This window comes from Agrobacterium sp. A3-95 (assembly GCF_053521785.1).
The window spans coordinates 204527-225544 of the sequence record NZ_JBNWDR010000006.1 but is presented as its reverse complement, the minus strand read 5'-3'; the positions used below and the strand labels follow the sequence as shown (position 1 = coordinate 225544).

At 56.6% G+C, this 21018-nt stretch carries 23 protein-coding genes; 17 read left to right on the top strand and 6 right to left on the bottom strand.

All coding sequences use genetic code 11. The annotated features are described in order from the left end of the window. Window positions 1-60: 60 nt before the first annotated feature. Window positions 61-777 carry a class I SAM-dependent methyltransferase gene (locus ACQZ5Y_RS17305; protein ID WP_174051400.1) on the bottom strand — a complete coding sequence of 239 codons (717 nt, stop codon included), beginning with the start codon at window positions 775-777 and terminating at the stop codon, window positions 61-63. Window positions 778-860: 83 nt separating this feature from the next. Between ACQZ5Y_RS17305 and ACQZ5Y_RS17300 the strand changes: the two genes are divergently transcribed. The 3 genes from ACQZ5Y_RS17300 (at window position 861) to ACQZ5Y_RS17290 (ending at window position 5108) form a co-directional block, all read left to right on the top strand. Beyond that, on the top strand, window positions 861-1625 hold the full coding sequence (locus ACQZ5Y_RS17300; protein ID WP_174051402.1) for an AraC family transcriptional regulator: 765 nt from the start codon (window positions 861-863) through the stop codon (window positions 1623-1625). A 1107-nt stretch (window positions 1626-2732) separates the two neighbouring features. After that, complete coding sequence (locus ACQZ5Y_RS17295; RefSeq protein ID WP_236763183.1) at window positions 2733-4187, top strand: hypothetical protein; 1455 nt, start codon at window positions 2733-2735, stop codon at window positions 4185-4187. Window positions 4188-4481: 294 nt separating this feature from the next. Next, the gene (locus ACQZ5Y_RS17290; protein WP_174051404.1) at window positions 4482-5108 is read left to right on the top strand and encodes a class I SAM-dependent DNA methyltransferase; all 627 of its coding nucleotides are present in this window, start codon (window positions 4482-4484) and stop codon (window positions 5106-5108) included. 119 nt (window positions 5109-5227) lie between these two features. On the opposite strand, the gene ACQZ5Y_RS17285 is transcribed toward ACQZ5Y_RS17290, so the two are convergent. From ACQZ5Y_RS17285 to ACQZ5Y_RS17270, 4 genes are all read right to left on the bottom strand, one after another. Further along, a complete protein-coding gene (locus ACQZ5Y_RS17285) occupies window positions 5228-5812 on the bottom strand; it encodes an MgtC/SapB family protein (RefSeq protein ID WP_112402680.1) in 585 nt (194 codons plus the stop codon). 335 nt (window positions 5813-6147) lie between these two features. Further along, window positions 6148-6537 carry a hypothetical protein gene (locus ACQZ5Y_RS17280; RefSeq protein ID WP_025591457.1) on the bottom strand — a complete coding sequence of 130 codons (390 nt, stop codon included), beginning with the start codon at window positions 6535-6537 and terminating at the stop codon, window positions 6148-6150. A gap of 849 nt (window positions 6538-7386) precedes the next feature. Then, window positions 7387-7791, bottom strand: coding sequence for a host attachment family protein (locus tag ACQZ5Y_RS17275; RefSeq protein WP_174051406.1), 405 nt, complete (start codon window positions 7789-7791; stop codon window positions 7387-7389). 356 nt (window positions 7792-8147) lie between these two features. Further along, window positions 8148-8510, bottom strand: a complete 363-nt coding sequence (locus ACQZ5Y_RS17270; RefSeq protein WP_035252472.1) for a transcriptional regulator — start codon at window positions 8508-8510, stop codon at window positions 8148-8150. Between the two features lie 93 nt (window positions 8511-8603). Between ACQZ5Y_RS17270 and ACQZ5Y_RS17265 the strand changes: the two genes are divergently transcribed. From ACQZ5Y_RS17265 to virB11, 13 genes are read left to right on the top strand one after another with little or no spacing between them, the layout of a single operon-like run. Beyond that, window positions 8604-9143, top strand: a complete 540-nt coding sequence (locus ACQZ5Y_RS17265; RefSeq protein ID WP_035200927.1) for a hypothetical protein — start codon at window positions 8604-8606, stop codon at window positions 9141-9143. Window position 9144: 1 nt separating this feature from the next. Continuing rightward, window positions 9145-9834, top strand: a complete 690-nt coding sequence (locus ACQZ5Y_RS17260) for a lysozyme family protein (RefSeq protein WP_174051409.1) — start codon at window positions 9145-9147, stop codon at window positions 9832-9834. After that, window positions 9831-10130 carry a TrbC/VirB2 family protein gene (locus ACQZ5Y_RS17255; protein ID WP_035200925.1) on the top strand — a complete coding sequence of 100 codons (300 nt, stop codon included), beginning with the start codon at window positions 9831-9833 and terminating at the stop codon, window positions 10128-10130. Before ACQZ5Y_RS17260 ends, ACQZ5Y_RS17255 begins: the two co-directional genes overlap by 4 nt. 2 nt (window positions 10131-10132) lie before the next feature. Next, on the top strand, window positions 10133-10474 hold the full coding sequence (locus ACQZ5Y_RS17250; RefSeq protein ID WP_174051411.1) for a VirB3 family type IV secretion system protein: 342 nt from the start codon (window positions 10133-10135) through the stop codon (window positions 10472-10474). Continuing rightward, complete coding sequence (locus ACQZ5Y_RS17245) at window positions 10467-12848, top strand: VirB4 family type IV secretion/conjugal transfer ATPase (protein WP_003517258.1); 2382 nt, start codon at window positions 10467-10469, stop codon at window positions 12846-12848. Before ACQZ5Y_RS17250 ends, ACQZ5Y_RS17245 begins: the two co-directional genes overlap by 8 nt. After that, window positions 12848-13546: a P-type DNA transfer protein VirB5 gene (virB5, locus tag ACQZ5Y_RS17240; protein WP_003517256.1), complete on the top strand. Its 699-nt coding sequence runs from the start codon at window positions 12848-12850 to the stop codon at window positions 13544-13546. Before ACQZ5Y_RS17245 ends, virB5 begins: the two co-directional genes overlap by 1 nt. Beyond that, window positions 13543-13776 carry an EexN family lipoprotein gene (locus ACQZ5Y_RS17235; RefSeq protein WP_003517253.1) on the top strand — a complete coding sequence of 78 codons (234 nt, stop codon included), beginning with the start codon at window positions 13543-13545 and terminating at the stop codon, window positions 13774-13776. The genes virB5 and ACQZ5Y_RS17235 overlap by 4 nt, the downstream gene beginning before the upstream one ends. Before the next feature lie 4 nt (window positions 13777-13780). Further along, window positions 13781-14716 (top strand): TrbL/VirB6 family protein, encoded by a 936-nt coding sequence (locus ACQZ5Y_RS17230; RefSeq protein WP_003517252.1) that lies wholly within the window; start codon window positions 13781-13783, stop codon window positions 14714-14716. 35 nt (window positions 14717-14751) lie between these two features. After that, window positions 14752-15018: a hypothetical protein gene (locus ACQZ5Y_RS17225; protein ID WP_111799773.1), complete on the top strand. Its 267-nt coding sequence runs from the start codon at window positions 14752-14754 to the stop codon at window positions 15016-15018. Between the two features lie 3 nt (window positions 15019-15021). Further along, a complete protein-coding gene (locus tag ACQZ5Y_RS17220; RefSeq protein WP_174051413.1) occupies window positions 15022-15693 on the top strand; it encodes a VirB8 family type IV secretion system protein in 672 nt (223 codons plus the stop codon). Next, window positions 15690-16544 (top strand): P-type conjugative transfer protein VirB9, encoded by an 855-nt coding sequence (virB9, locus tag ACQZ5Y_RS17215; protein WP_013637414.1) that lies wholly within the window; start codon window positions 15690-15692, stop codon window positions 16542-16544. Before ACQZ5Y_RS17220 ends, virB9 begins: the two co-directional genes overlap by 4 nt. A 14-nt stretch (window positions 16545-16558) precedes the next feature. Then, window positions 16559-17731: a type IV secretion system protein VirB10 gene (virB10, locus tag ACQZ5Y_RS17210; protein WP_174051415.1), complete on the top strand. Its 1173-nt coding sequence runs from the start codon at window positions 16559-16561 to the stop codon at window positions 17729-17731. A gap of 8 nt (window positions 17732-17739) precedes the next feature. After that, entirely contained in the window at window positions 17740-18750 is a 1011-nt protein-coding gene (gene virB11 / locus ACQZ5Y_RS17205) for a P-type DNA transfer ATPase VirB11 (RefSeq protein ID WP_080802742.1), read from the top strand. 342 nt (window positions 18751-19092) lie between these two features. Here virB11 and ACQZ5Y_RS17200 read toward each other — a convergent pair whose 3' ends face one another. Further along, a complete protein-coding gene (locus ACQZ5Y_RS17200) occupies window positions 19093-19413 on the bottom strand; it encodes an ArsR/SmtB family transcription factor (RefSeq protein ID WP_025591476.1) in 321 nt (106 codons plus the stop codon). A gap of 485 nt (window positions 19414-19898) precedes the next feature. Between ACQZ5Y_RS17200 and ACQZ5Y_RS17195 the strand changes: the two genes are divergently transcribed. Next, window positions 19899-20858, top strand: coding sequence for an AraC family transcriptional regulator (locus tag ACQZ5Y_RS17195; protein ID WP_013637417.1), 960 nt, complete (start codon window positions 19899-19901; stop codon window positions 20856-20858). The last annotated feature ends 160 nt before the right edge of the window (window positions 20859-21018 follow it).

The following is a 21018-nucleotide window of genomic DNA, read 5'->3' as shown; positions in this document are numbered from 1 at the left end:
GCTTAGAGTGAGCTTGTCTCTTTGATCCAAACTGTCTGCAAATCGAGCAGATCATGGCGCTCACTTAGCGTTCCCCACGTGTCGGGCAAGCCATGCTCCCCAAAACAGGCTTGCAAAAAACCGAAGCGGTTGGTTGAAACCAACGCCCTCCAGCAACGAAATGACCTCGTCTTCCGATCGGGGTGGCTCCGCACCCTGCAGAATCTTGCCCATTTTGGCCTGGACCTCTTCAGGCCCGGCGCCGTTCATACGCCAGCGTGCTGCCCAGGCTGCCATGAGCAGGGGCTGAGAGGCATACGCCCGATAATTCCCCGCCACAATCAGGGGCGCGTCAGGATACAGCCGCATTGCAATCTGCGCCAGAACATCCTGCTTTGCGGCGTTCCCTGGCAAATGGTGCAGCACGCCGATCATGATTGCAGCGTCAAACGATGGAGCTCTATCCAGATCGGAGACGGTTCCGAGGACGGTCTCCACCCGGTCAGACACTTCGGCCCTGACCAGATGATCGCGTGCAAGGTTGAGCATCGGTGCTGAAGGATCGACGGCGACAAAGGACCATTGCGGTTCCAGCCGAGCGGCGGCGATGATTTCGCCCGCCGTACCGCCAGCCCCGACAACCAGCACCCGTGCCGACGTTCCTTCGCCCAGAGCTGCAGACAGCATGCAGGCGGAAAGCTCGTGGCAGGCGTCATATCCGGCCAGCGCTATCCTGCTCTGTCGTGCGTATTCCCCTGCGCGGGAGGCGTGAAATTTGGCTGCAGAATCCTGTGTCATGCTGTCTCTTGTCTGTTTAGGCGTGCTGGCGTGCTTCGCTCAAGGAGGATACAAGATTTGCGATCAGGAAAGGGAGGAAATACATGACTGAAAGTTCAGATTCCGGGCGAAAACATGATCGGTTGACGGCTTTCCTGAAAGCCTTTCATCTTGGCGCATCACGTTGCGATTGTGCTGAAGCCGCTAACCTCCTGATCATCAATGTCCATGCCGCAGGTGAACCGACCCATCTGCTTTATCGCGCCAGATCCACGGCGTTGCTGCCGGATGGCGCAGTTATATGCGCTGGCGCCACAGTGGATTTTGGCGGTAGTGCCAATCCGTTGGTCGGTGCACTGCCAGACGAATTGTGCCTTTCACTGGCCAACGAACCGGAATTGCGCGGTTTGTCTCAACTGATGGTGGCCGAAGTCGAGGTCGCCCGCTGTGGTGGCGGTACTATCGAGGCGCGTCTATGCGAGATCATCGTCGTGCTTGCGATCCGCAAGGCAATAGCGATCGGCACGGTCGATGCGGGATTACTGGCGGGTCTGGCGCACCCCGCACTGCATCCCAGCCTTGTGGCCATACATGACAATCCGGCGCGAAATTGGCGGATTGCGGACCTTGCCGCCATAGCGGATATGTCGCGCGGACAATTCATTTCCACCTTCACGCAAACCGTTGCCCAGTCGCCTATCGCCTACATGAATGGCTGGCGCCTGGCGTTCGGACGAGCAGAACTGCGCGCCGGACGAAGTGTCAAATCGGTCGCCGCCTGGGTCGGCTTCGGCAGCGCCGCCGCATTTTCCCGCGCCTATTCCCGCAAGTTCGGCTCACCGCCGGCCCAGAGTAAACCACGAAAATGAGGCAGAGGATCTTAATTCCCTACAGCGCTTCGGCCCTCTCGGCCAATACTGAGGCCACTTTCCAGGGCACGCCCGCCGATGCTCGTGTCGAGTGGCACAATCTGGGAGAGTTTCCCAGAGGAACGTTCGATTTGGCGACCGTCATGTTTCTCACACGAGATCTTGGGGAAGCTGCGAGCGCGGCATGAAGACGGAGCGCAAGGCAAGCTTTTGGATTAGCTGCTCGCGGCGGCTTTTGGGCGTTGGCGTTCTGGCGCCAAACGGCCAGAATGGGATCGGGTCTGGCAAGCTGGCAAAGCGGCTTCAATCGGTCGTTGGCCCGCATTAAGTTCACGGAAGCTTTCGTTCGCTAAACCAGCCGATCCTCACAGACGCATCGGTTCACCTTTGAATGCGAGCTAACCAATGGCGTCGACGAGGCGACCCATCGGTTCCTCTTCAGGCGCGCGATCGACTTGCGCGAGAACGCGGAAATGGCAACGCTGCTCTATTGCATGCGTCGTTACCTTTACAGCTAAGGCCCCCCCCGCGATGATTGCTTCCGGGAAGTCAGCCCGCATAGTGAACGGCGGTAATGGGGTCGGCTCCGCCCAGTCGGCAAAGCGCCTTCGTGTCGGTCACAGAGGCCATCATGGGACGCGCCTGAAAGCAGGCAACGCTTCGCAGCGGCGTAAAACGTCACCTGTGCGCCAACAGCGGACATTCGCTTCAAGGAAGGGCAGTCTGACTTGGGGCCGGGAGCGGAATGCCGGCTCCTTGGCGGCGGACGCAAGTAAGCCGACACTCACCGTAGTCACGCGTGCTACGGCGCATGCCGGGGCCAGAAGGAGCTGTTACTAGCGTTGAAGTTTGCCCCCCTTTTCGGCGCGGAACGATGACCCTAGTCTGGGCAGGTTAACCTGTGATCAAGTCGCGACTTTTTAGGCATGACTGGGCTGAACGCGGTCAGAGTGAGATTGCTGGGCAAAGCAACACACTGACCACCACACAGCTGTAGCAAGGTTTACCCTCAAAGGTCACAATTTCGGGGATGACCGCAACCGCCAATCTTGAATGGGTGTTTGGCCGGAAGTACATTCGGAGCCATCAACGGGACGGCGGGGTTGCATGCCTAAGAAAATTTTGACTGTCGGATTCGACTTGGTAGGGGACAACATCGAGAGCGCAACTTTCAGTGATAAAAACTCGCTCCTAGATTGGGACATCGTCCTCTTCAGACCCAATATTTCCCAGATCACTACCTACGAATATGGCAATGACGAATATCTCGGCAAACTCTGCCTGAATGACAACAAATCATTTGCGCTCCGGGAAGCGTGCGCGCACTGGCGTAGGGAAATCACGCAGGCTGTAGACGCGGGCAAACTGGTTGTTGCCTTTCTTTCCCCGCCTGCCGAGGTGTATGTCGCGACCGGGTCGAAATCCACTTCCGGGACTGGTCGCAATCAAAAGGTCACGCGACACGTCGAATTATGCACAAGCTACAATGCGCTTCCGGTCGCGTCCAAATGGACTGCGACGCAGGGATCTTCAATGGCGCTCAGCCAAAGCACGCAAGAATTGTTCGCGGCGTACTGGCAAAAGTTTGGAAAAGCCTCACGTTATAACGTCGTCTGGCCAATAACGAGCAAAGGTGTGTGTGTTCAAACACATACCGGGCACATCCCCGTGGGGCTTTTTCTGAGAAGCAAGGTCTCCACCGGTGCGCTTCTGCTTCTTCCCGACATGGATTTCGACCGGGACGAGTTTAGCGAAGAAAATAAAGATGGCGATTGGGTCTGGTCTCAAGCAGGCCAGCAATTCAGCGCGTCACTAATTGGGGAGATTGTCGCTCTATCGAAGGCAATTGCCAGCGACGGTGAGAAAACGCCGCAACCCGAATGGGCGTCGGCTGAGGAATTTGCACTCGCCCGTGAGGTCGAGCTTCGCCAGCAATTGCTCCAGGCAGAGACAGAACTGGAGAAGGCCCAGCGCGTGAAGGATGATCTATCCAACCAGCTAAAGGACGCAGGACAGCTGCGCGCGCTGCTATTCGAGAAGGGCAAGCCGCTGGAGGCGGCGGTCATCACCGCGTTGACGGTGCTCGGCTTCAAAGCAGAACCATATGAGGACGGGAAATCGGAATTCGATGCAGTCTTCGAGAGCGCGGAAGGCCGCCTTCTCGGTGAAGCTGAAGGCAAGGACAACAAGGCAGTAAACATCGAGAAGCTGCGTCAGCTGTCAACCAACCTGCACGAAGACCTGCAGCGCGAGGAAGTCAGTCAGCCGGCCAAAGGCATTCTATTCGGAAACGGCTATCGCCTGACGAAGCCGGGTGAGCGCGCGGATCAGTTCACCGACAAGTGCATCACCTCGGCCACATCAATGTCATACGGATTAGTGTCGACCGACCGACTCTACGCCGCCGCACAGTATCTTTCCGGCACTTCAGACGACGAATTTGCTCGCCGCTGCCGTTTGGCCATGATCGAAATGTCAGGCACTGTAAAATTTCCGGATGTTCCGGTCACCGCTGGCGAGGCTGCAGATGGGATTCAGGTAGCCGAGTCTATCGTCGATTAGGCATTCGACCATTCAAAGCTCCATTAAGTCAATCTTGTTCTGGCTGGTAGACCGGGCGGAAGCACAGAAGGCAGGTCCGCTTTGTGGAAAAGCCGCAGGAGCGCCGAACGACCAAAACGAAGGCGCATTGCCGCCCGGCAGCAATGCGCTCGCATGTCGGTCGGTGGTGCCTCTGATGGAATTTCTGCTAAAGCTGGAGAGCAAATCGCCCGTGATGTCACCAACAGCCGAAGTGTAGCGGGCTGATGGACCTCTCGCTGATCGAGTCTGTTATTTTGAAGGAGGAGCGCTAGGATGAACACTGACCGGGAGACCGTGCGGTCCTATGATACGGTAGCGGCGGAGTACGCTGCCGAGGCCGCAGCGATGCCCGGATGGGTCGCGACAGAGATCGATGTGTTCGTGACCGAGCTGGGTGGCTCTGCCAGGGTGCTGGAGATCGGAAGCGGTGGCGGGCGAGATGCACTTGAGCTTGAGAAGCGAGGGATTAGCGTCCGGCGCACCGACATTTCGAAGGGATTCGTGAAACTGCTTCGCGGGAGTGGCTTCGAGGCCGACCTGTTGGACCCGCTGACCGCAGACTTGGCCGACCCACAGCGTCCCGGCACGCCCTATGACGGGATCTGGGCCTGTGCCTGCCTGATTCATGTCGCGCGCGATGATTTCGGTACGGTGCTTGGACGGCTTGCCGAGGCGACCCGGACCGGTGGGCGACTCCACGCCTCGGTTAGAGAGGGCGACGGCGAGGATGTGTCCACACACGGCAGTGCTTTAGCGTCGCGGCGCTACGTCGAGACATACTGGCGCGAGGCTGCCTTGCGGTCCGAACTTACCGAAGCCGGCTGGATCGTCAGCGAGGTCCGTCGGTGCGTCGGAAAACCCCATGATCATTGGCTGAGCGTTCGTGCGCGTCGGGCGTGACGCCCACTGACCTGCGGGATTGGTCGGTTGTGGCGTGACCATGAACTTTAGGTGGTCGCCGCATGTCCGCTTCTGGGCAAGGGCAAAGAGGCCGAAATATCTTCGCTGTCGTCCTACGGTCAATTCTCCCCACTAGACTTTGAGTCCGTCTCGGATGGCGTGGGCAAGATGTGAGGCACAGCTGCGAGAATGACCAAGACGATCGCGGTCGATAAGACGGCAGTTACCTCCAATCCCAGGCCGGCCATCACGCCGATCGCGGCTGTCGCCCAGATACTGGCCGCCGTGGTGAGCCCTTCTACCTCGCGCCGCGCCGAGCGGATTATGATAGCACCCGCGCCGAGGAAGCCTATTCCCTGAACGACACCCTGCAGTACCCGTGACAGATCGCCGATCTCCATGCCGCTCTGCAGTGGACCTACAACGAAAAGCGCAGCACCCACGGCAACCAACATGTGAGTCCGCAAGCCAGCACTTCTGCCCTTGCTCTCGCGTTCGAACCCGAGAACGCCACCGAGTACCGCCGCGATCACAAGGCGCACAGTGATGCGAGTTATGGCCGACGCGTCTGGAACGTCAGAGAATTCTTTGACTAACGTCCCCCAAACTTCGTCTCCCACCGTCGCCTCCTTATGTCGTTTGCAAATTTGGCATGTAAACGAGGTGCCATACAAACGCTGCGCTGGCAACTTCACTGCCGCCATCGTCACCCGTGAGGGTAGCGTTTTTGCTGATAGGGGGAATAACAGCCATCTCGCACCGTCAATTGCCGCGGGATGCCTTCCCCGAAACCGTAGCGATTACTCGTGCGAGCGGAAGCAGCAAGCACCTGGATGTAAAGCCGTGTCTGCATTTAGGTACGGGCAGACACGGTGTCTATGACTGGAATGAGGGCGCAAAACCGCGCTGTAGCATTGGGCCGCCAATGACCGGTTTGGGCCGACAGGAGACGCTCTGCTGCAAGAAGGGTTGCCGTCGGCTTTTCCGTCATCCCCGTTGCTCGGTTTCTTGCAATTTTTCGCTGAGTGTATGGTGAATCTTACATCCTGCGCTCGGTACTCTTCAGTGAGCTTGAGAGCCCGGAAACGCGACTGGCCTCACGCTGCTGCAAGACGTGCCGGGATTCGGCCAGTATCTCGCGATACCTTTGGATCTTGGTTGCTTTCATCCTGAATAAGTCGTCGACTGATACCGTTGCCTGCTGCACCGGAAAAGCCACTTCGTTTTCCAGAAGGTCGAGCAAAAGGTTTCGCATCACTGCGTTTTCTTCTCGAAGTTTCGCGAGCTCAATAGCCTTCCCACTCGACTCAAATTTCCGTGCGATAGCTTTGTCGATATCGTGTTCGACAAGCAGAATCTTGGCGGCATAGTACCGGCAAGCAAAGAATGCTGTTACGAGCGCGCATAACGCGATGACAATGTAGATCATTTCGACCTCCAGGCTATCCTGAAAGTCGATATTCGGAAGCCGGATTTCAATACGCGATTCACTCGGCAAACCAAAATGGCTCCTTTTTGATGAGGAACCGGGGCCGTAAACATCGTGATTGAAACGGTGACTGTCAGTCGCTTCAATCTTACATATTTTGGCGTCTTGTTACCTTAGCAGGTACTTCGCCTTCCTCACGGGGTATGCGAGAGGCTCACCATTTTCCAAGATGAAACCCATACGGTACATGCATCTGCGCATTTCGGGAGAGCCATACGCACCTGCATAAATACCGACGGGGTGGTATGATGGGTAAGATTCAAAACTGCATCTGTCGAGTGCTGACCGATAGGCGATCTCACGTATGTAGTCACCCGTCACCGGAACGGTACCGTAATGATGCAATTGAGTCCGCGCTTCCGCGACTGTTGCCGTGAAGGTAACGCTCAGAATCACGCTTAGAGCCAGCTTGAGTTTCATCACACGCCTCCAAATGAACAATTATGACGAGCAACGGAGATTTCGTCCGGTTTGTTCCCTCGCTCAGACGCAGTTGCGCAATTGTGGTCTCTTCGCCCCCACGGTCGGAGTACATGCCACTTTCTTTTCCCCTTTGGGCCAACTTCGGGAGTGACGTCAGCTTTGCGCCTCCGTACCGGCTATTCAGATCAGTCCCGCCATCTCCTGAAATAAGACGTAAGCAAGAAGTCGTGGCGTCGTTCTTGTCAGGGACAGTCTAGCAAAATTTGGCAACACTACATTGTTGCCGATTCTCTACATTTCCAACGAGCGCCAAGCAAAAACCCCGCCGGGGATGGCGGGGCCGATAACGCCGTTTAGATGCAGGATTTAAGCGACAGCGAGTGCTTTCTCGATATCCTGTACAGAATGGCCAGTCAGATCTTTATCCAGTTCTCCAATAAGAACTTCCGACAACGACTTATGGTAGCCCTTGCGCATCTCACCCAGTGTGCGCGGTGCCGCGATAATCACCAGACTTTTAATCTTGCCCTCAAGCACCTGCTTGTTCAGCATATCCGTAACACCTGCACCAAACCCGTCTTCGTCTTGCTGGCTATCGTCGGGATTAGCCGAGCTACTGGAATGTCGGGCGCCGGAAGAGATCTTCGAGTTGTCGATCGCCGGGTCTGGCAACGCTGTCAGATTGACAGTCGCCGCATCTCCGTCGTTCCGAAAAAGGCTAAGCTTTTCGCCATCGGCAACGGCAACGACCGTATTCTGCGGAAGGTCCATGTTGATCTCCTTGGTGAGCAGCTCGAGCCCAGATGACCGACCCTGCTTGTTTCTGTCAGAGAATAACCCCGCTACAGACCATCCGTTCCGCAGCCGGCCCGACAAAACTACAGGATTGGCGTATCGCCGTGATCAGTCGCCCCAGCAAATTCTTGATGCCGGCCTCGCGCCATTCCTCCGGCAGAGGGCCAGACCGAGGCTGCTGTTTCAGGCACAGACCGCCGGGGTGAACTCGGCAGTATGCCTCGGCAGCGAAAATCTTCCGCGACAATGCTGGTGAGCGGTACGGCACATGCCGACCCTTTAATGTAAAACGGCGTCCACATTAAATACTGTATAAAACATGCTTGGTAAAATCACGCATTTCCGGCCGCCGCGGCACCACCAAGCGCGGCAAAAACTTGCGGGGAAAACTCAAACTGTCGAGCCGTTCCTCGTCCCATTGAGTTTCTTCCCAGCGTTTCCGTAAGGATGCCCCGTCGGACCAAGAGTTCAATGGTTTCGATCACCCCACCACGCGTCATGCCGGTAATATCAATTACATTTGAGAGTGTTAACTTCTGATGCGCCTGGTGCATCAGGTAGAGAATATTCATCATGCCGATCTGTTTGATGCGCGACTGCGCCGATTCACCGTCGATCGGCTTCTCCAGGATTTCACGCACCGCAAAAACGGACAAGGCCTGACTTTGCCATCTTTCACTTAAATTGCTTGCCATCGTTTTAACTATCTATTATTTGAATAGTCAAATAATTGAGACGAGTCGCCGTTCAGTTGAGGCGGACATTTAGGAAGACGGAGAGTAGGGGGCATGAAGGGCCTTTTCTTTCGAATGATCATAGCAGCGTCAGGGTTCGTTTCACTCTATACCATTTCGGAGCGAAGCGCTCGTGCCGACGAATGGGGGTGCCAGGTTATCCTGTGCTTATCCAATCCCGGCGGTCCGACCCAGTATGGCGAATGCAGGCCGCCCGTCGAGAAGCTTTGGAGGTGGTTGGCAAAAGGGCGTTCGTTTCCAACTTGCGCGGGCGTGGGTTTTCAGACCTCTCGCCCTTTTTACGAACCATATTACTGCAACGCCGGCTACCGCTTATCTGCTGGCTACGGTCCCAGGGGACGTGACGCGACGTGCATTTCCACGTCACTGCAAGCCGTGAGCGACAGCTTTTGCCGGCGAGATCGAGACGGTGGCGATCCGAACAAAGGCTCTGTCACGTCACCGAGGTGGCAAAGGGTAGACGGGCGATACCAATGCCTGGCCAATACCGTGGCGCGACCCCTGGTCCGCGAGAAACCTCGATACGTCGATGTGACGATTGAGGGCGTCGGCACGCAGAGGGTGTGGTTCTGACATGCCCGTTGTCTTCTCAGATCTTGCGCAGACCTGCGCACCCTTCGTTGCATCGGAGGCTCTTGCGGGTGTGGTCAGCCCCGAAAGCCGGTGCGCTCCGTTCACCATCAGGATCAACAGCCGTGCACCGCTCGGGCGGCAACCTGCGACCAAGGCCGATGCAATCGAAGTCGCCGCATCCTCGGAGGCAACATGCCATGACATACACATTGGTCCCGACGGGGTCGGGCCGGAAGAACTGTGGAGATTGAACCTCTCGATACCAGCCGCTTTCGCTCGCTGCCTTAACCTGAAGGCTCCAGCGACGCCATCCGACGGCTATTGCTGCCTCTCGGTGAAGGAGGGTGCTGACAGTCCCAGGGCCGAGCAGGTGCTGCAATCCTGCTATGGACGTGACGATCCGTCGGTCGGGGGCGTGGTCAACTATGGCGATCAGGTTCGCCGCGAAATCGAACGGCTCGGACCGACAGTGGCTCGATTTACAATCGGCGACACGGGAAAAGGGTTGCAGACAAACGTGTCGGCGAATTCTTCCCAAGCAGACGTCGTTGCCGAAGTGGTGGCGGAAAACACTCCGGGGGAAGCACACGCGATCTCGGCGGCGTCCGCGTGGGACGTCTTCAAGACCCGAAGCCGTTCATCCGTCCTGGTGTTTCAAGACAATCAATTGGAATTGGAGCAGAGTGAATGATAATTAGTTCCCGGATCAGACCCGTCGTCGCCTCGTCCGTCATGGCTGCCGCCATTATAGTGACGATGGTTGAGCCCGCCTTCGCGCAAGCCGCCGGCATCGAAACCGTCCTGCAGAACATCGTCGACATGTTGACGGGAAACATTGCTAAGCTTCTCGCCGTGATTGCGGTCATCGTCATCTGCATCGCCTGGATGTTTGGTTACATGGACCTGAGGCGGGCGGGCTTCTGGATCATCGGAATTGGCGGCATCTTTGGCGCCACCGAACTCGTCAACACCATCGTCGGAGCCTGAAGATGGTGGGCGGACAAACGGTTCTCGAAGAAGACACACTCTTCATCGCGTGTACGCGTCCCGCGATGATTGCCGGTGTCACGATGGAGGCGATGGGCTTCAACATCATGGTCACGACGATCCTCTACATCGTCGCCGGATCTATCGCCTACGCGTTCGTCGGCATCGTTTTCCATCTCATCTTCAAAGCGCTCGTCAAGCACGATCACAACATGTTCCGCATCCTGTTCGCCTGGGTCGAGACACGCGGCCGTTCACGCAACGGTGCCTATTGGGGCGGGGCAACACTTTCCCCTCTGAGGCTGACACGCCGCTTCGACGAAAGGGATATTGGAATTGCCTGACATCGCCACCCTTAGATCACGCGAACTCACGCCAGAGGCTTTTATCCCTTACGTGCGGCACATCGACGAGACGACAATCGCGCTCGAGTCCCGGACACTCATGGTCATGGTCGCGCTCGCAGGCGTATCGTTCGAAACTGCTGATCTGCTCGACATCAACGCGCTCCATCGCGACCTCAACACGCTCTATCGAAATATTGCCGATGAGCGGCTCGCGATCTGGACCCATCTCATTCGGCGCAGGGACAGCGACTATCCGGGCGGAACGTTCGCAACGCCATTCTCCGCCTCGCTCAACGAGAAATACCGGGAACGCATGGCGCGCGAGCACCTTTTCCGCAACGATCTCTATCTGACCGTCCTTTGGTCGCCAGCGCGTGGCCCTGCAGACAAGGCGGGGAAGCTGCTGTCGTACCTTCGACGGTCAAAACGACTCGATATGGAGCTGGATGAAGAGGCTCTGAAACAGCTTAAGGACAAGGTCGTCAACGTAGTGGCGGGCTTGAGGCGCTTTGAGCCAAGGGTCCTTTCTCTTTACGAACAGGAAGGCATGCTCTTCTCTGAACCGAGCGAGGTGCTACACCAGCTCGTCGGCGGGAGGCGCGAGCGTGTGCCGCTTACCGAAGGCCGCGTCGCCTCGGCAATTTACTCTGATCGCGTAATCATAGGTCGGGAAACGATCGAGATCCGGCATGAGGCAGAAAGCCGCTTTGCCGGCATGCTGAGCTTCAAGGAATATCCAGCCCGCACCAGGACAGGCATGCTGGACGGAGTTCTAAACAGTCCGTTTGAGCTCATTCTCTCACAGTCGTTCTGCTTTGTGTCGAAGGCGGACGCTCGCGTCATCATGGGGCGTAAGCAAAACCAGTTGGTGAGCAGCGGCGACAAGGCGGCTTCGCAAATCGATGAACTTGACGATGCGATGGACGACCTGGAGTCCAACCGCTTCGTGATCGGCGAGCATCACCTGACACTCTCCGTCTTTGCGACCACGTTAAAGGAATTGACCGACAATCTGGCAAAGGTTCGCGCCAGCCTGACCAATGGCGGGGCTGTCGTTGCGCGCGAGGATCTTGGTCTCGAAGCGGCATGGTGGGCGCAACTTCCGGGCAATTTTCGTTACCGCGCGCGCTCAGGCGCGATCAGCTCGAAGAATTTCGCAGCATTGTCACCGTTCCATTCCTATCCGATCGGACAGAAAGACGGCAATGAGTGGGGACCCGCCGTCGCCCTGCTCAAGACCGCTTCAGGCTCGCCCTACTACTTCAATCTCCATTATGGCGATCTGGGCAACACCTTCATGTGCGGTCCGTCGGGAGCGGGCAAAACCGTGATTGTCAATTTCATGCTGTCACAGCTCGAGAAACACGACCCGCACGTGGTGTTCTTCGACAAGGATCGCGGCGCGGACCTTTATGTTCGCGCCGCCGGAGGCACCTACCGGCCGCTGAAGAACGGGGTCCCCACCGGCTGCGCTCCCTTAAAGGCCCTCAACCTGACGCCGGAGAACAAGGTGTTCCTGGCGCGCTGGATCGGCAAGCTTGTGGGTTCAGGGGCGCGGGAACTGACTGTCACCGAACTTCGCGACATCTCCGGCGCGATCGACGGCCTTGCCGACCTGCCCGCTGAGCGACGGACAATAGGGGCGCTGCGGGCTTTCCTCAACAATACGGATCCGGAAGGTATCGCGGCGAGGCTCCGCCGGTGGGAGGAGGGAGGGCCGCTCGGCTGGGTCTTCGACAATGTCAACGAAGATATCGGATTTGGCGATTTCGGCGGATCAGGGAAGTTCATCGGCTACGACATGACCGACTTCCTCGACAACGAGGAAATTCGCACACCGCTGATGGCCTATCTCTTCCATCGCGTCGAGCAGATGATCGATGGCCGCCGGATCATCATCGTCATCGACGAATTCTGGAAGGCGCTACAGGACGAGGGGTTCCGCGATCTTGCGCAAAACAAGCTGAAGACCATCCGCAAACAAAATGGGTTGATGCTGTTTGCCACGCAAAGCCCACGCGACGCGCTGAACTCGCCAATCGCGCACACCCTCATCGAGCAATGCCCGACACAGATCTTCCTGCCCAACTCGCGCGGCAACCATGCCGACTATGTCGATGGATTCAAGCTCACCGAGCGCGAATACGAATTGATAGCGCGCGAGCTTTCCGTTGAAAGCCGGAGGTTCGTGTTGAAGCAAGGACACAACAGCGTCGTTGCCGAGCTCGATCTCAACGGCTTCGATGACGAGCTCGCCATCCTCTCCGGCCGGACCGCCAATGTCGAACTTCTCGACGCGATCCGCGCGGAGGTTGGAGACGACGTCGAGAACTGGCTTCCCATTTTCCAACAGCGAAGGAGTGCTAGCTGATGACTTCCTATCGACTTCATGGCGTACTGCTCAGCGCGGTGCTCATGCTTGCTGCTGAAGGCGCGTCAGGGCAGGGGATTCCTGTCAACGATCAGGCTGCGATTGCCAAGCAGATCGAGAGCATCGCGCAGCTCAAGTCGCAACTCGACGCGCTCAATGAGCAGATCGGCCAGACCCGGCAGCTTTATGGCTCGCTCAACAAGCTGACCGATATGGCGGATGTCGCCGAGGTTCTCAACGATCCGGCGATCCGCAAGGCGCTTCCCTTTGACTTCGCTGCCATCGAGGGATTGCTCAAAGGCAACGGCACCGGCGTGTTCGGTGATTCCGCCTCAAGGTTTCTGGAAGGTAACTCGGCCTACCGCACTGACGCCGATGATTTCTACGCTCAGGAATTGTCCCGGCTTCAGAACAAGAATGCCGGGCAAATGAGCGTTGGTGAGCAAATCTACGATGCCGCGACCAAGCGCATCGACGGGATTGATCAGCTGCGGGGAAAGATTTCCACGGCTGGCGACGCCAAAGAGATTGCCGACCTGCAGGCTCGGCTGCAGGCCGAACAGGCATTTCTTCAGACCGACGTCCTGCGGATGGAGGGGCTGAGGATGGTGCAGCAGGCGCAGAACCAGGTCGACGAACAGCGCAAGGCGGAGGACTGGCGCCAACGGATGGACAATATGAAGGCGGCGCTGCAGTGAAGTGCACCCTCATCGTCCTTTCCCTGGTGCTCTTGTCGGCTTGTTCGCAAGAGGCGGAACGAACTCATACGGTGGACGAGTTCGTCGCCGACACCGAATTGCTGTCCCGTACGATTACCGAGTGCCGCAACAACCCGGGTGCATTGCGCCAGACGCCCAATTGCCAGAACGCGGAAGCGGCCGAGGTTAAGCTCCGGCTCCAGAACATGCGCAAGGCATTGGGAGGCTGACCAAATGTACCAGGTGTTTGAGTTTATCGACGGTCAGTTCAAGCGGCCGTTGGAGACTTTCGTCTCGGATGGGACGTCGAACATAGCAGAATGGGTCGCTGGTCCGTTGACGGTGGCAGTGACCCTCTACGTCGTCCTCTACGGCTATCTCATCCTTCGGGGCTCGGTCCAGGAACCTATCCTTGACTTCGCCTTCCGCGCGATGAAGCTCGCGATCATAGTGATGCTGGTGAAGAACGCCGGCGAATATCAGACCTATGTCACAAACATCTTCTTCGATGTTTTGCCACGCGAGATCGCTCAGGCGCTGAATGCAGGTACGGCGCCGAGTGCCAGCACCTTTGACAGTCTGCTCGACAAGGGCCAGGCCTCTGCGACCGATATCTGGACCAGGGCTTCCTGGCCGATTGACATCGTCACAGGTGTGGGCGGCATCATGGTGATCGGCGTCAGCTTTCTGGTGGCGGGGATCGGTTATGTTGTTTCCCTTTATGCACGGTTGGCGCTGGCGATCGTCCTGGCGATCGGGCCGATTTTCATTGCGCTTGCCATGTTTCAATCGACGCGCCGTTTTACCGAGTCCTGGATCGGGCAGCTCGCAAACTTCGTGATCCTTCAGGTCCTTGTCGTTGCCGTCGGTTCGCTTTTGATCTCCTGCCTCGACTCGACCTTCACCGCAATCGACAGCTACAGCGACGTCCTTATGCGCCCTATTGCTTTTTGTGCCATCGGGATAGCTGCCCTGTACATATTCTACCAGCTACCTGGCATTGCATCGGCGCTGGCGTCTGGCGGCGCCTCGCTGGTCTATGGTTACACGACCGCACGCGATGCGCATGAAGGCATGCTGGCCAGAGCAGCCTCCCACACCGGCCGGATGATAGGGCGCGGTGCTCGGTTTGCCCGCCGCGCCTTCGGATCAAGAAATGCCGGCGTATGACACCCATTCCAGAACATTAGATAAAGGCCTGCTGAATGATTAAGCCTGCCCTGTTACTCGCCTTCTCAGCCACGCTTGTCGGCTGCGCTTCGATGACCTACCCATTGCCGAAGTGCGACGGCTATTCGCGCCGCCCATTGAACCGCTCGATGTGGGACTGGGAGGGCGGCAGCAAGCTGAAACAGCAGCAATCCAACACGAGTTCGTCCACGTCCCTCACACCTTTCGTAGAAGAGGCCAGCGAGACTTCCGCTTTTGCGCATCTGGACATCGACGGTTCCTATCGCCGCTGTGAGGGATGAAACATGGTGACGACAGATAATCTCAAGAGCTACTTCGACAAAGCACGTCGTTTCGACCAGGACCGGATGATCCAGGTCGAGCGATCGAACAGGATTGCCTGGTCGATCGCCATAGTTTCAGGCATTGTCGCCGCTGTAGCCGTCTTCGCGATCGCGTGTCTCACACCCCTCAAGACGGTTGAACCCTTTGTGGTGCGCGTCGACAATTCGACCGGCATTGTCGACGTCGTGTCAGCGCTGACATCGACGGCTGGCACCTACGATGAGGCGGTGACGAAATATTTCGCTGCAAAATATGTCCGGGCCCGCGAGGGTTACGTCTGGAGTGAAGCACAGGAAAATTTCCGCACCATCGCCCTCTTGTCGACGCAAGCGGAGCAAACGCGTTTCGCGGCCCTCTACCGTGGCAGCAACCCGCAATCGCCCCAGAATACTTATGGTCGCGGGGCTACAGCAAGGATCGATATCGCTTCAATCTCCCTCATCAATCAGAATGTCGTTTCCGTACGCTACATGCGAACCATCACGCGTGGCGAGGAAGTACGAACGACCCATTGGGTTGCGTCGATCACCTATTCCTACGCGAACGCTCCGATGTCCTCGACGGACCGGCTCGTAAACCCGCTCGGCTTCGTCGTCAGCGAGTATCGCGCTGATCCGGAGGAGGTGAGATGATGCGCATCCCTCGAATTCCTGCACTCATCGTGACCCTTTCGATGTCGCCGGCGTTTGCGCTTGAGATACCCCGAGGTGCCTCGCAAGACAGTCGTGTCCGGTTCGTGAACTACCAACCCTACAACATCACGCGGGTGGTCGGCACTCTGCGGTCATCCGTACAGGTCGAGTTCGCGGCGGACGAGGAAATCGCCCATGTCGCGCTCGGCAATAGCGTCGCCTGGGAAGTTGCGCCGGCCGGCAACATCCTGTTCCTGAAGCCACGCGAGAGCCAGCCGGTGACGAATATTTCCGTGGTTACGACGCGCAGGGATGGCTCGACCCGCAGCTACCAGATGGAACTGACGGCGCGCGATGGCTCCGTAGAGGCTGGCCAAAACACCTACTTCTACGTGAAGTACAGGTATCCAGGCGATGACGCCGAGCTTCGCCGCCAGCAGGCAGCGTCGAGGGCTCTCGCGGCCCAGGCGAAGGACGCCGACAATGTGCTGGCGCTTCACGAAGCCTATGGCCCTCGAAACTGGCGCTATTCTTCTCAGGGATCGCAGGCACTGGAGCCGCAAAGCGTCTACGACAACGGCAAGATTACAACGTTCGCCTTTGTGGGTAACCAGGAAATGCCCGCGATCTATATGGAGAACTCCGACGGCTCCGAAAGCCTTGTTCCGAAGTCGGTCGATGGAGATCTGGTGATGGTGCACGCGATCAGCCGCAAGTTCATCTTGCGTCGGGGCAAGGATGTGCTCTGCGTCTTCAACGAAGCCTACGACCGCGTCGGTATCAATCCTGACACCAACACAACGTCTCCTTCGGTGGAGCGCGTCGTGAAGCGCGACGTTACCGGGCAATAGGAGAGGGAACAGTCATGGCTCAGGAAGACGAGGATCGCATCCCCGGAGAGCGTGCCGAAACCGTCACCAGTCGTCAGATCGACAACAGCCCTCTCTTGAAACGCGGCGCTGTTGCCATTGCGATCATCGCGTTTGTCAGCTTCGCGCTTTGGTCGACGACGGGAAAGAAGGGAAGGGATGAAAATGTTCAGCCCGAACGGATCATTATTCGTCAGACGACCCCCTTCGAGGCCGCAAAAGAGAAAGTTGAACCGGACCAGGCGCTCCCTGAAGTAAAATTGCCAACGCCTGTCGTCGAACCGGTCATTGAAGAGCAGGATAAGCTGCTCGATTCCGCCCGCCGCGCGCCCGTGATGGCCTTCAGTGGAGGGCAGAGGAATCGGAAAGAGCTGAGGGAAAGCGACAGCTCTTATCCTTCCGACAACAGCAATTTCGTGCCGCTCGACAACAATATGTCTGTTCAGAACCAGCAAAACAATGAGCAGCATCGTTTCGATGGCCTGCTGCGGCCAACGCGGCTTGAAGGCTCAAGGGCCGGTACACTCGGAAACCGCAATTTCATCGTCGCGATGGGAACCTCCATTCCCTGCGTTCTTGAAACCGCGTTAGCATCCGACCAGCCGGGATTTACCACTTGTGTGATCAACCGCGATGTTCTCTCTGACAATGGCAGGGTGGTCTTGATGGAAAAGGGCACGCAGGTTGTCGGCGAATATCGTGGAGGGCTTCAACGCGGGCAAAAGCGCCTGTTCATTCTCTGGAATCGCGCGAAAACGCCGAAGGGCGTTATCGTCACTCTCGCATCACCAGCAACCGACGCACTTGGTCGTGCCGGTGTCGACGGCCATGTCGACACCCATTGGTGGGAGCGGTTCGGCAGCGCTCTTCTGCTTTCCATTGTCGGGGACGCGACGAACTATGCAAGCAGTCGGCTGCAGGACAGCGATGTCGACGCGCAAAAAACAACGAGTGCCAGTCAACAGGCGGCCGCCATCGCGGTCGAGCAGTCCATCAATATCCCGCCGACACTCAATAAGCACCAAGGTGAACCGGTTTCGATCTTTGTCGCTCGCGATCTCGACTTTTCCGGCATCTACGGTCTTAGAGTGACCGAACCCAGAAACCGCGTTTTCGATCGTGCAGTCCTGGGGGATTTCGCGCCACGATCGACGCTCCTAACGAAATAGGGCGCGAAATGGCAGAGAGGCAGGACTCGGCTGTCGTCAGCGAGCTGATGAAACCGTTTTCGACATTCCTTCAGGACAAGTCTCTCCTAGAGGTGATCGTCAATCGGCCCGGGCAGGTCTTGACGGAAGGTCCCGGTGGGTGGCGGACCTATGAAATGCCGGAACTGACCTTCGAAAAGCTCATGCGTCTTGCCCGGGCAGTCGCAAGTTTTTCCCATCAGTCGATTGATGAGACGCGTCCAATATTGTCGGCGACGCTACCCGGGAACGAACGAATCCAGATCGTCATCCCCCCGGCGACCATCAATGACACTGTCAGCATGACAATCCGCAAGCCTTCCTCGGTCGACTTCAGTCTTGATGATCTGGAGGAAAAGGGATTTTTCCAGACAGCGTGCGCAGCGACCAGTACCTCCTCCTCCGCGCAGGATGAGGAACTGTGTGAAACATATCGTGCCGGCCGTTTTAAGGATTTCCTGCGGCAGGCCGTCATCGCTCGAAAAAACATCATCATTTCTGGCGCCACAGGTTCGGCGAAAACGACACTTTCCAAAGCATTGATCAAGCATATTCCCGAAAACGAGAGGGTCATTTCAATCGAGGACACTCCCGAGCTCGTTATCTCACAACCGAACCACGTGCGCTTGTTCTACTCGAAAGGAGGGCAGGGGCTTTCGCGTGCCGGACCGAAAGAGCTTCTCGAATCTTGTCTTCGTATGCGGCCGGATAGGATTCTGCTTCAGGAGCTTCGTGATGGGACGGCCTTTTATTATATCCGGAACGTGAATTCGGGCCATCCTGGCTCAATAACCACGGTCCATGCGAACTCGGCCGAATTGGCTTTTGAGCAACTGGTCCTGCTCGTTAAGGAGTCGCAGGGCGGCGCAGGCCTGGACCGGGCCGACATCGTGGCTTTTTTGAAGGCGAGTATCGATATCGTTGCTCAGTGCAGGCGACACAAAGGAAACTTTCGGCTGTCTGAGGTGTATTTCAGGAGTGAGTGTAGAGCCACGGAATAGCAAACTGAGCGACTCACGGAGTTCCGAGGTGCGGATTGTGGTCCTGATGTTTCTTGTTGGGTGTGTCTCCGTAAAGAGCGCCGAAAGCAGCACGGTAACCGTGTAAGTCGATAAGCGTAGTACACCTTAAGACAACTCTGACGTATGCCTGCAAGATCCTCGTTGTCACTCATCCATGGAGTGTCGATCACAGATCAGGCGACATCGGACAATATGCGGTCGGACAACCGCTTACAATACATCAAGAAAACAGTCTAAAGCGGCGAGGAATCTTGACTGGCCAGCCAGTCCAATCCAGTGAAGCCATCCATAACGTTACCAGCTTCATGCGCCGGGGCGAATTTATCGCCCGCTTGGCGCAGCAGCCGGAGACACAGGCGGCTGCTCGCGGAAAATCGCTTCCAAAGTAGCTAAAATACGCCGCACGGCATCGGAATGGCTGAAATAGTAGATCACCTGCGCTTCACGGCGGGTTTGTACGACGTTTGCATTGCGCAGCTTGGCGAGGTGTTGCGACAAGGCTGATTGGCTGAGGCCAACCCGGTGTGCCAGCTCACCAACCGGAATTTCGGCGTCAACGAGAATCCGCAGTATTGCGAGCCTTTTCGGGTTTTCCATCGCCGCTAAAAGCTTGGAGGCCGAAATAATTGATTGCTCATCCAGACATCTCTGTATCAAATCCGTATCCAAACCACTTTATGTCGCGGACGTTTAGGCCATAATCCTTGGCTAAGCCATTCGACGTGAACCTTTTTTAGAGGGTTAGAGCCGCGACCGGTAAGGCGCCAATGTTTATAATTAAGAATAGTCGAAAACTCTCACTCTCAAAAGGCGCGTGAAGCCGATGAGCCACCTGTAAAGTGCAGGTGTGTTTCTGAGGTGCAATTTTTTTGCGACTATTGCCAGCGTGCCGGACAAATGTCCTCTGAACCGTTCACTAGACATTGAGAAGGTCTTCCGAAACGCAGAGGCTGATTGCAAGCATGACTGATTACGACCGAAATGGAGCAATACCCTCGGTTGATTCCCAGATCTAAATGATGCCGCACCGTTGGTTATTATAGGGACATATGATGCCATTTCAGGTGATTTGAGTTGGTACCTAATGCGCTTTTTATCACGTCAAACTGTGTTGGGATGTGCGGGAAATGTCGGACGGGCTGTACAAAAAGCTCAAGATCTCGTCGAGAGATATTGGGGAAGTCGAAGAGTATCTGAGTGAGGCGTATGCTCCCGTCGCTGTCATGCCACTGGGCTCACACGACAACTACGGGGTCACCGGTCAACTGGCCGTAATCGATGAAGTATTCTTCGAATGGTCGGCGACCATAGGTTCGTATCGCGTTACGCCCATTGCGATGTTCGACGCTGTTCTGTTTAATTTCGCGAGCAAGGGAGCGACCGAATATGACTTCCGGGGTGAAAGGCTATCGATTGCGGCTAATCAGGTCATTGGCTACCGGCACGCCGATAGCGTGGATGTCCTTGATGGTAGCGAACATTCAACAGTCGTTATCTCAGACGCTCTATTATCAAGACGCATGTCGATATTGCTCGATCGGCCTGTGGTTCAGCCGATCGAATTTAGCAAACGCGCTCTGGATCATGGCAAACTCGAAGGGCTTCCGGCTCTTGTTCAAATGCTGAACGGTTCACCGTTACAAGGAATTGCCAGGTCATTGAATAAGCAGTCTCCGAGTATGGGTAATCTGATCGTTGACAGTTTTCTTCTAAACTATCCGAACAACTACACGCAAAAACTTGAGGCGCCTGTGCCCGTCATTGCTCCACGACAAGTCCGTCGAGCGATTGATTATATCCATGCGCACCCAGCGGCTAGAAGCTCTCCTGAACTCTTGGCGGGCCTGAGCGGGGTCAGTGTTCGTTCTTTGCAATATTCCTTTTTGAACTGCGTGGGACAAACAATAAGTGAGTATCAGCTTGCTCTGCGCCTTCAAAAAGCTCGCGACGAGATCGATCGGAATAAGGATCGGTCCGTAAAGGAGATTTCTCAGGCGTGGGGATTTGCAACCCAAAGTGCCTTCACCCAGAGCTTCAAAAAAGCATTTGGGGTCAGCCCATCTCAACACCGGAAGGGCGAACTTTAGGGGCTGGATCGTCCATGGCATTTATCCGCCTCGTTTTTCGGCGTGGCAATGGCGTTGCAGGATGTGTGACATCAGTCAAGCATAACCATCTGAGCCGCCACCTGCTCCTCGAACAACTTCGAGAAAGAGGTGATGGGTGCCGAAACGATTGCGCTTCTAG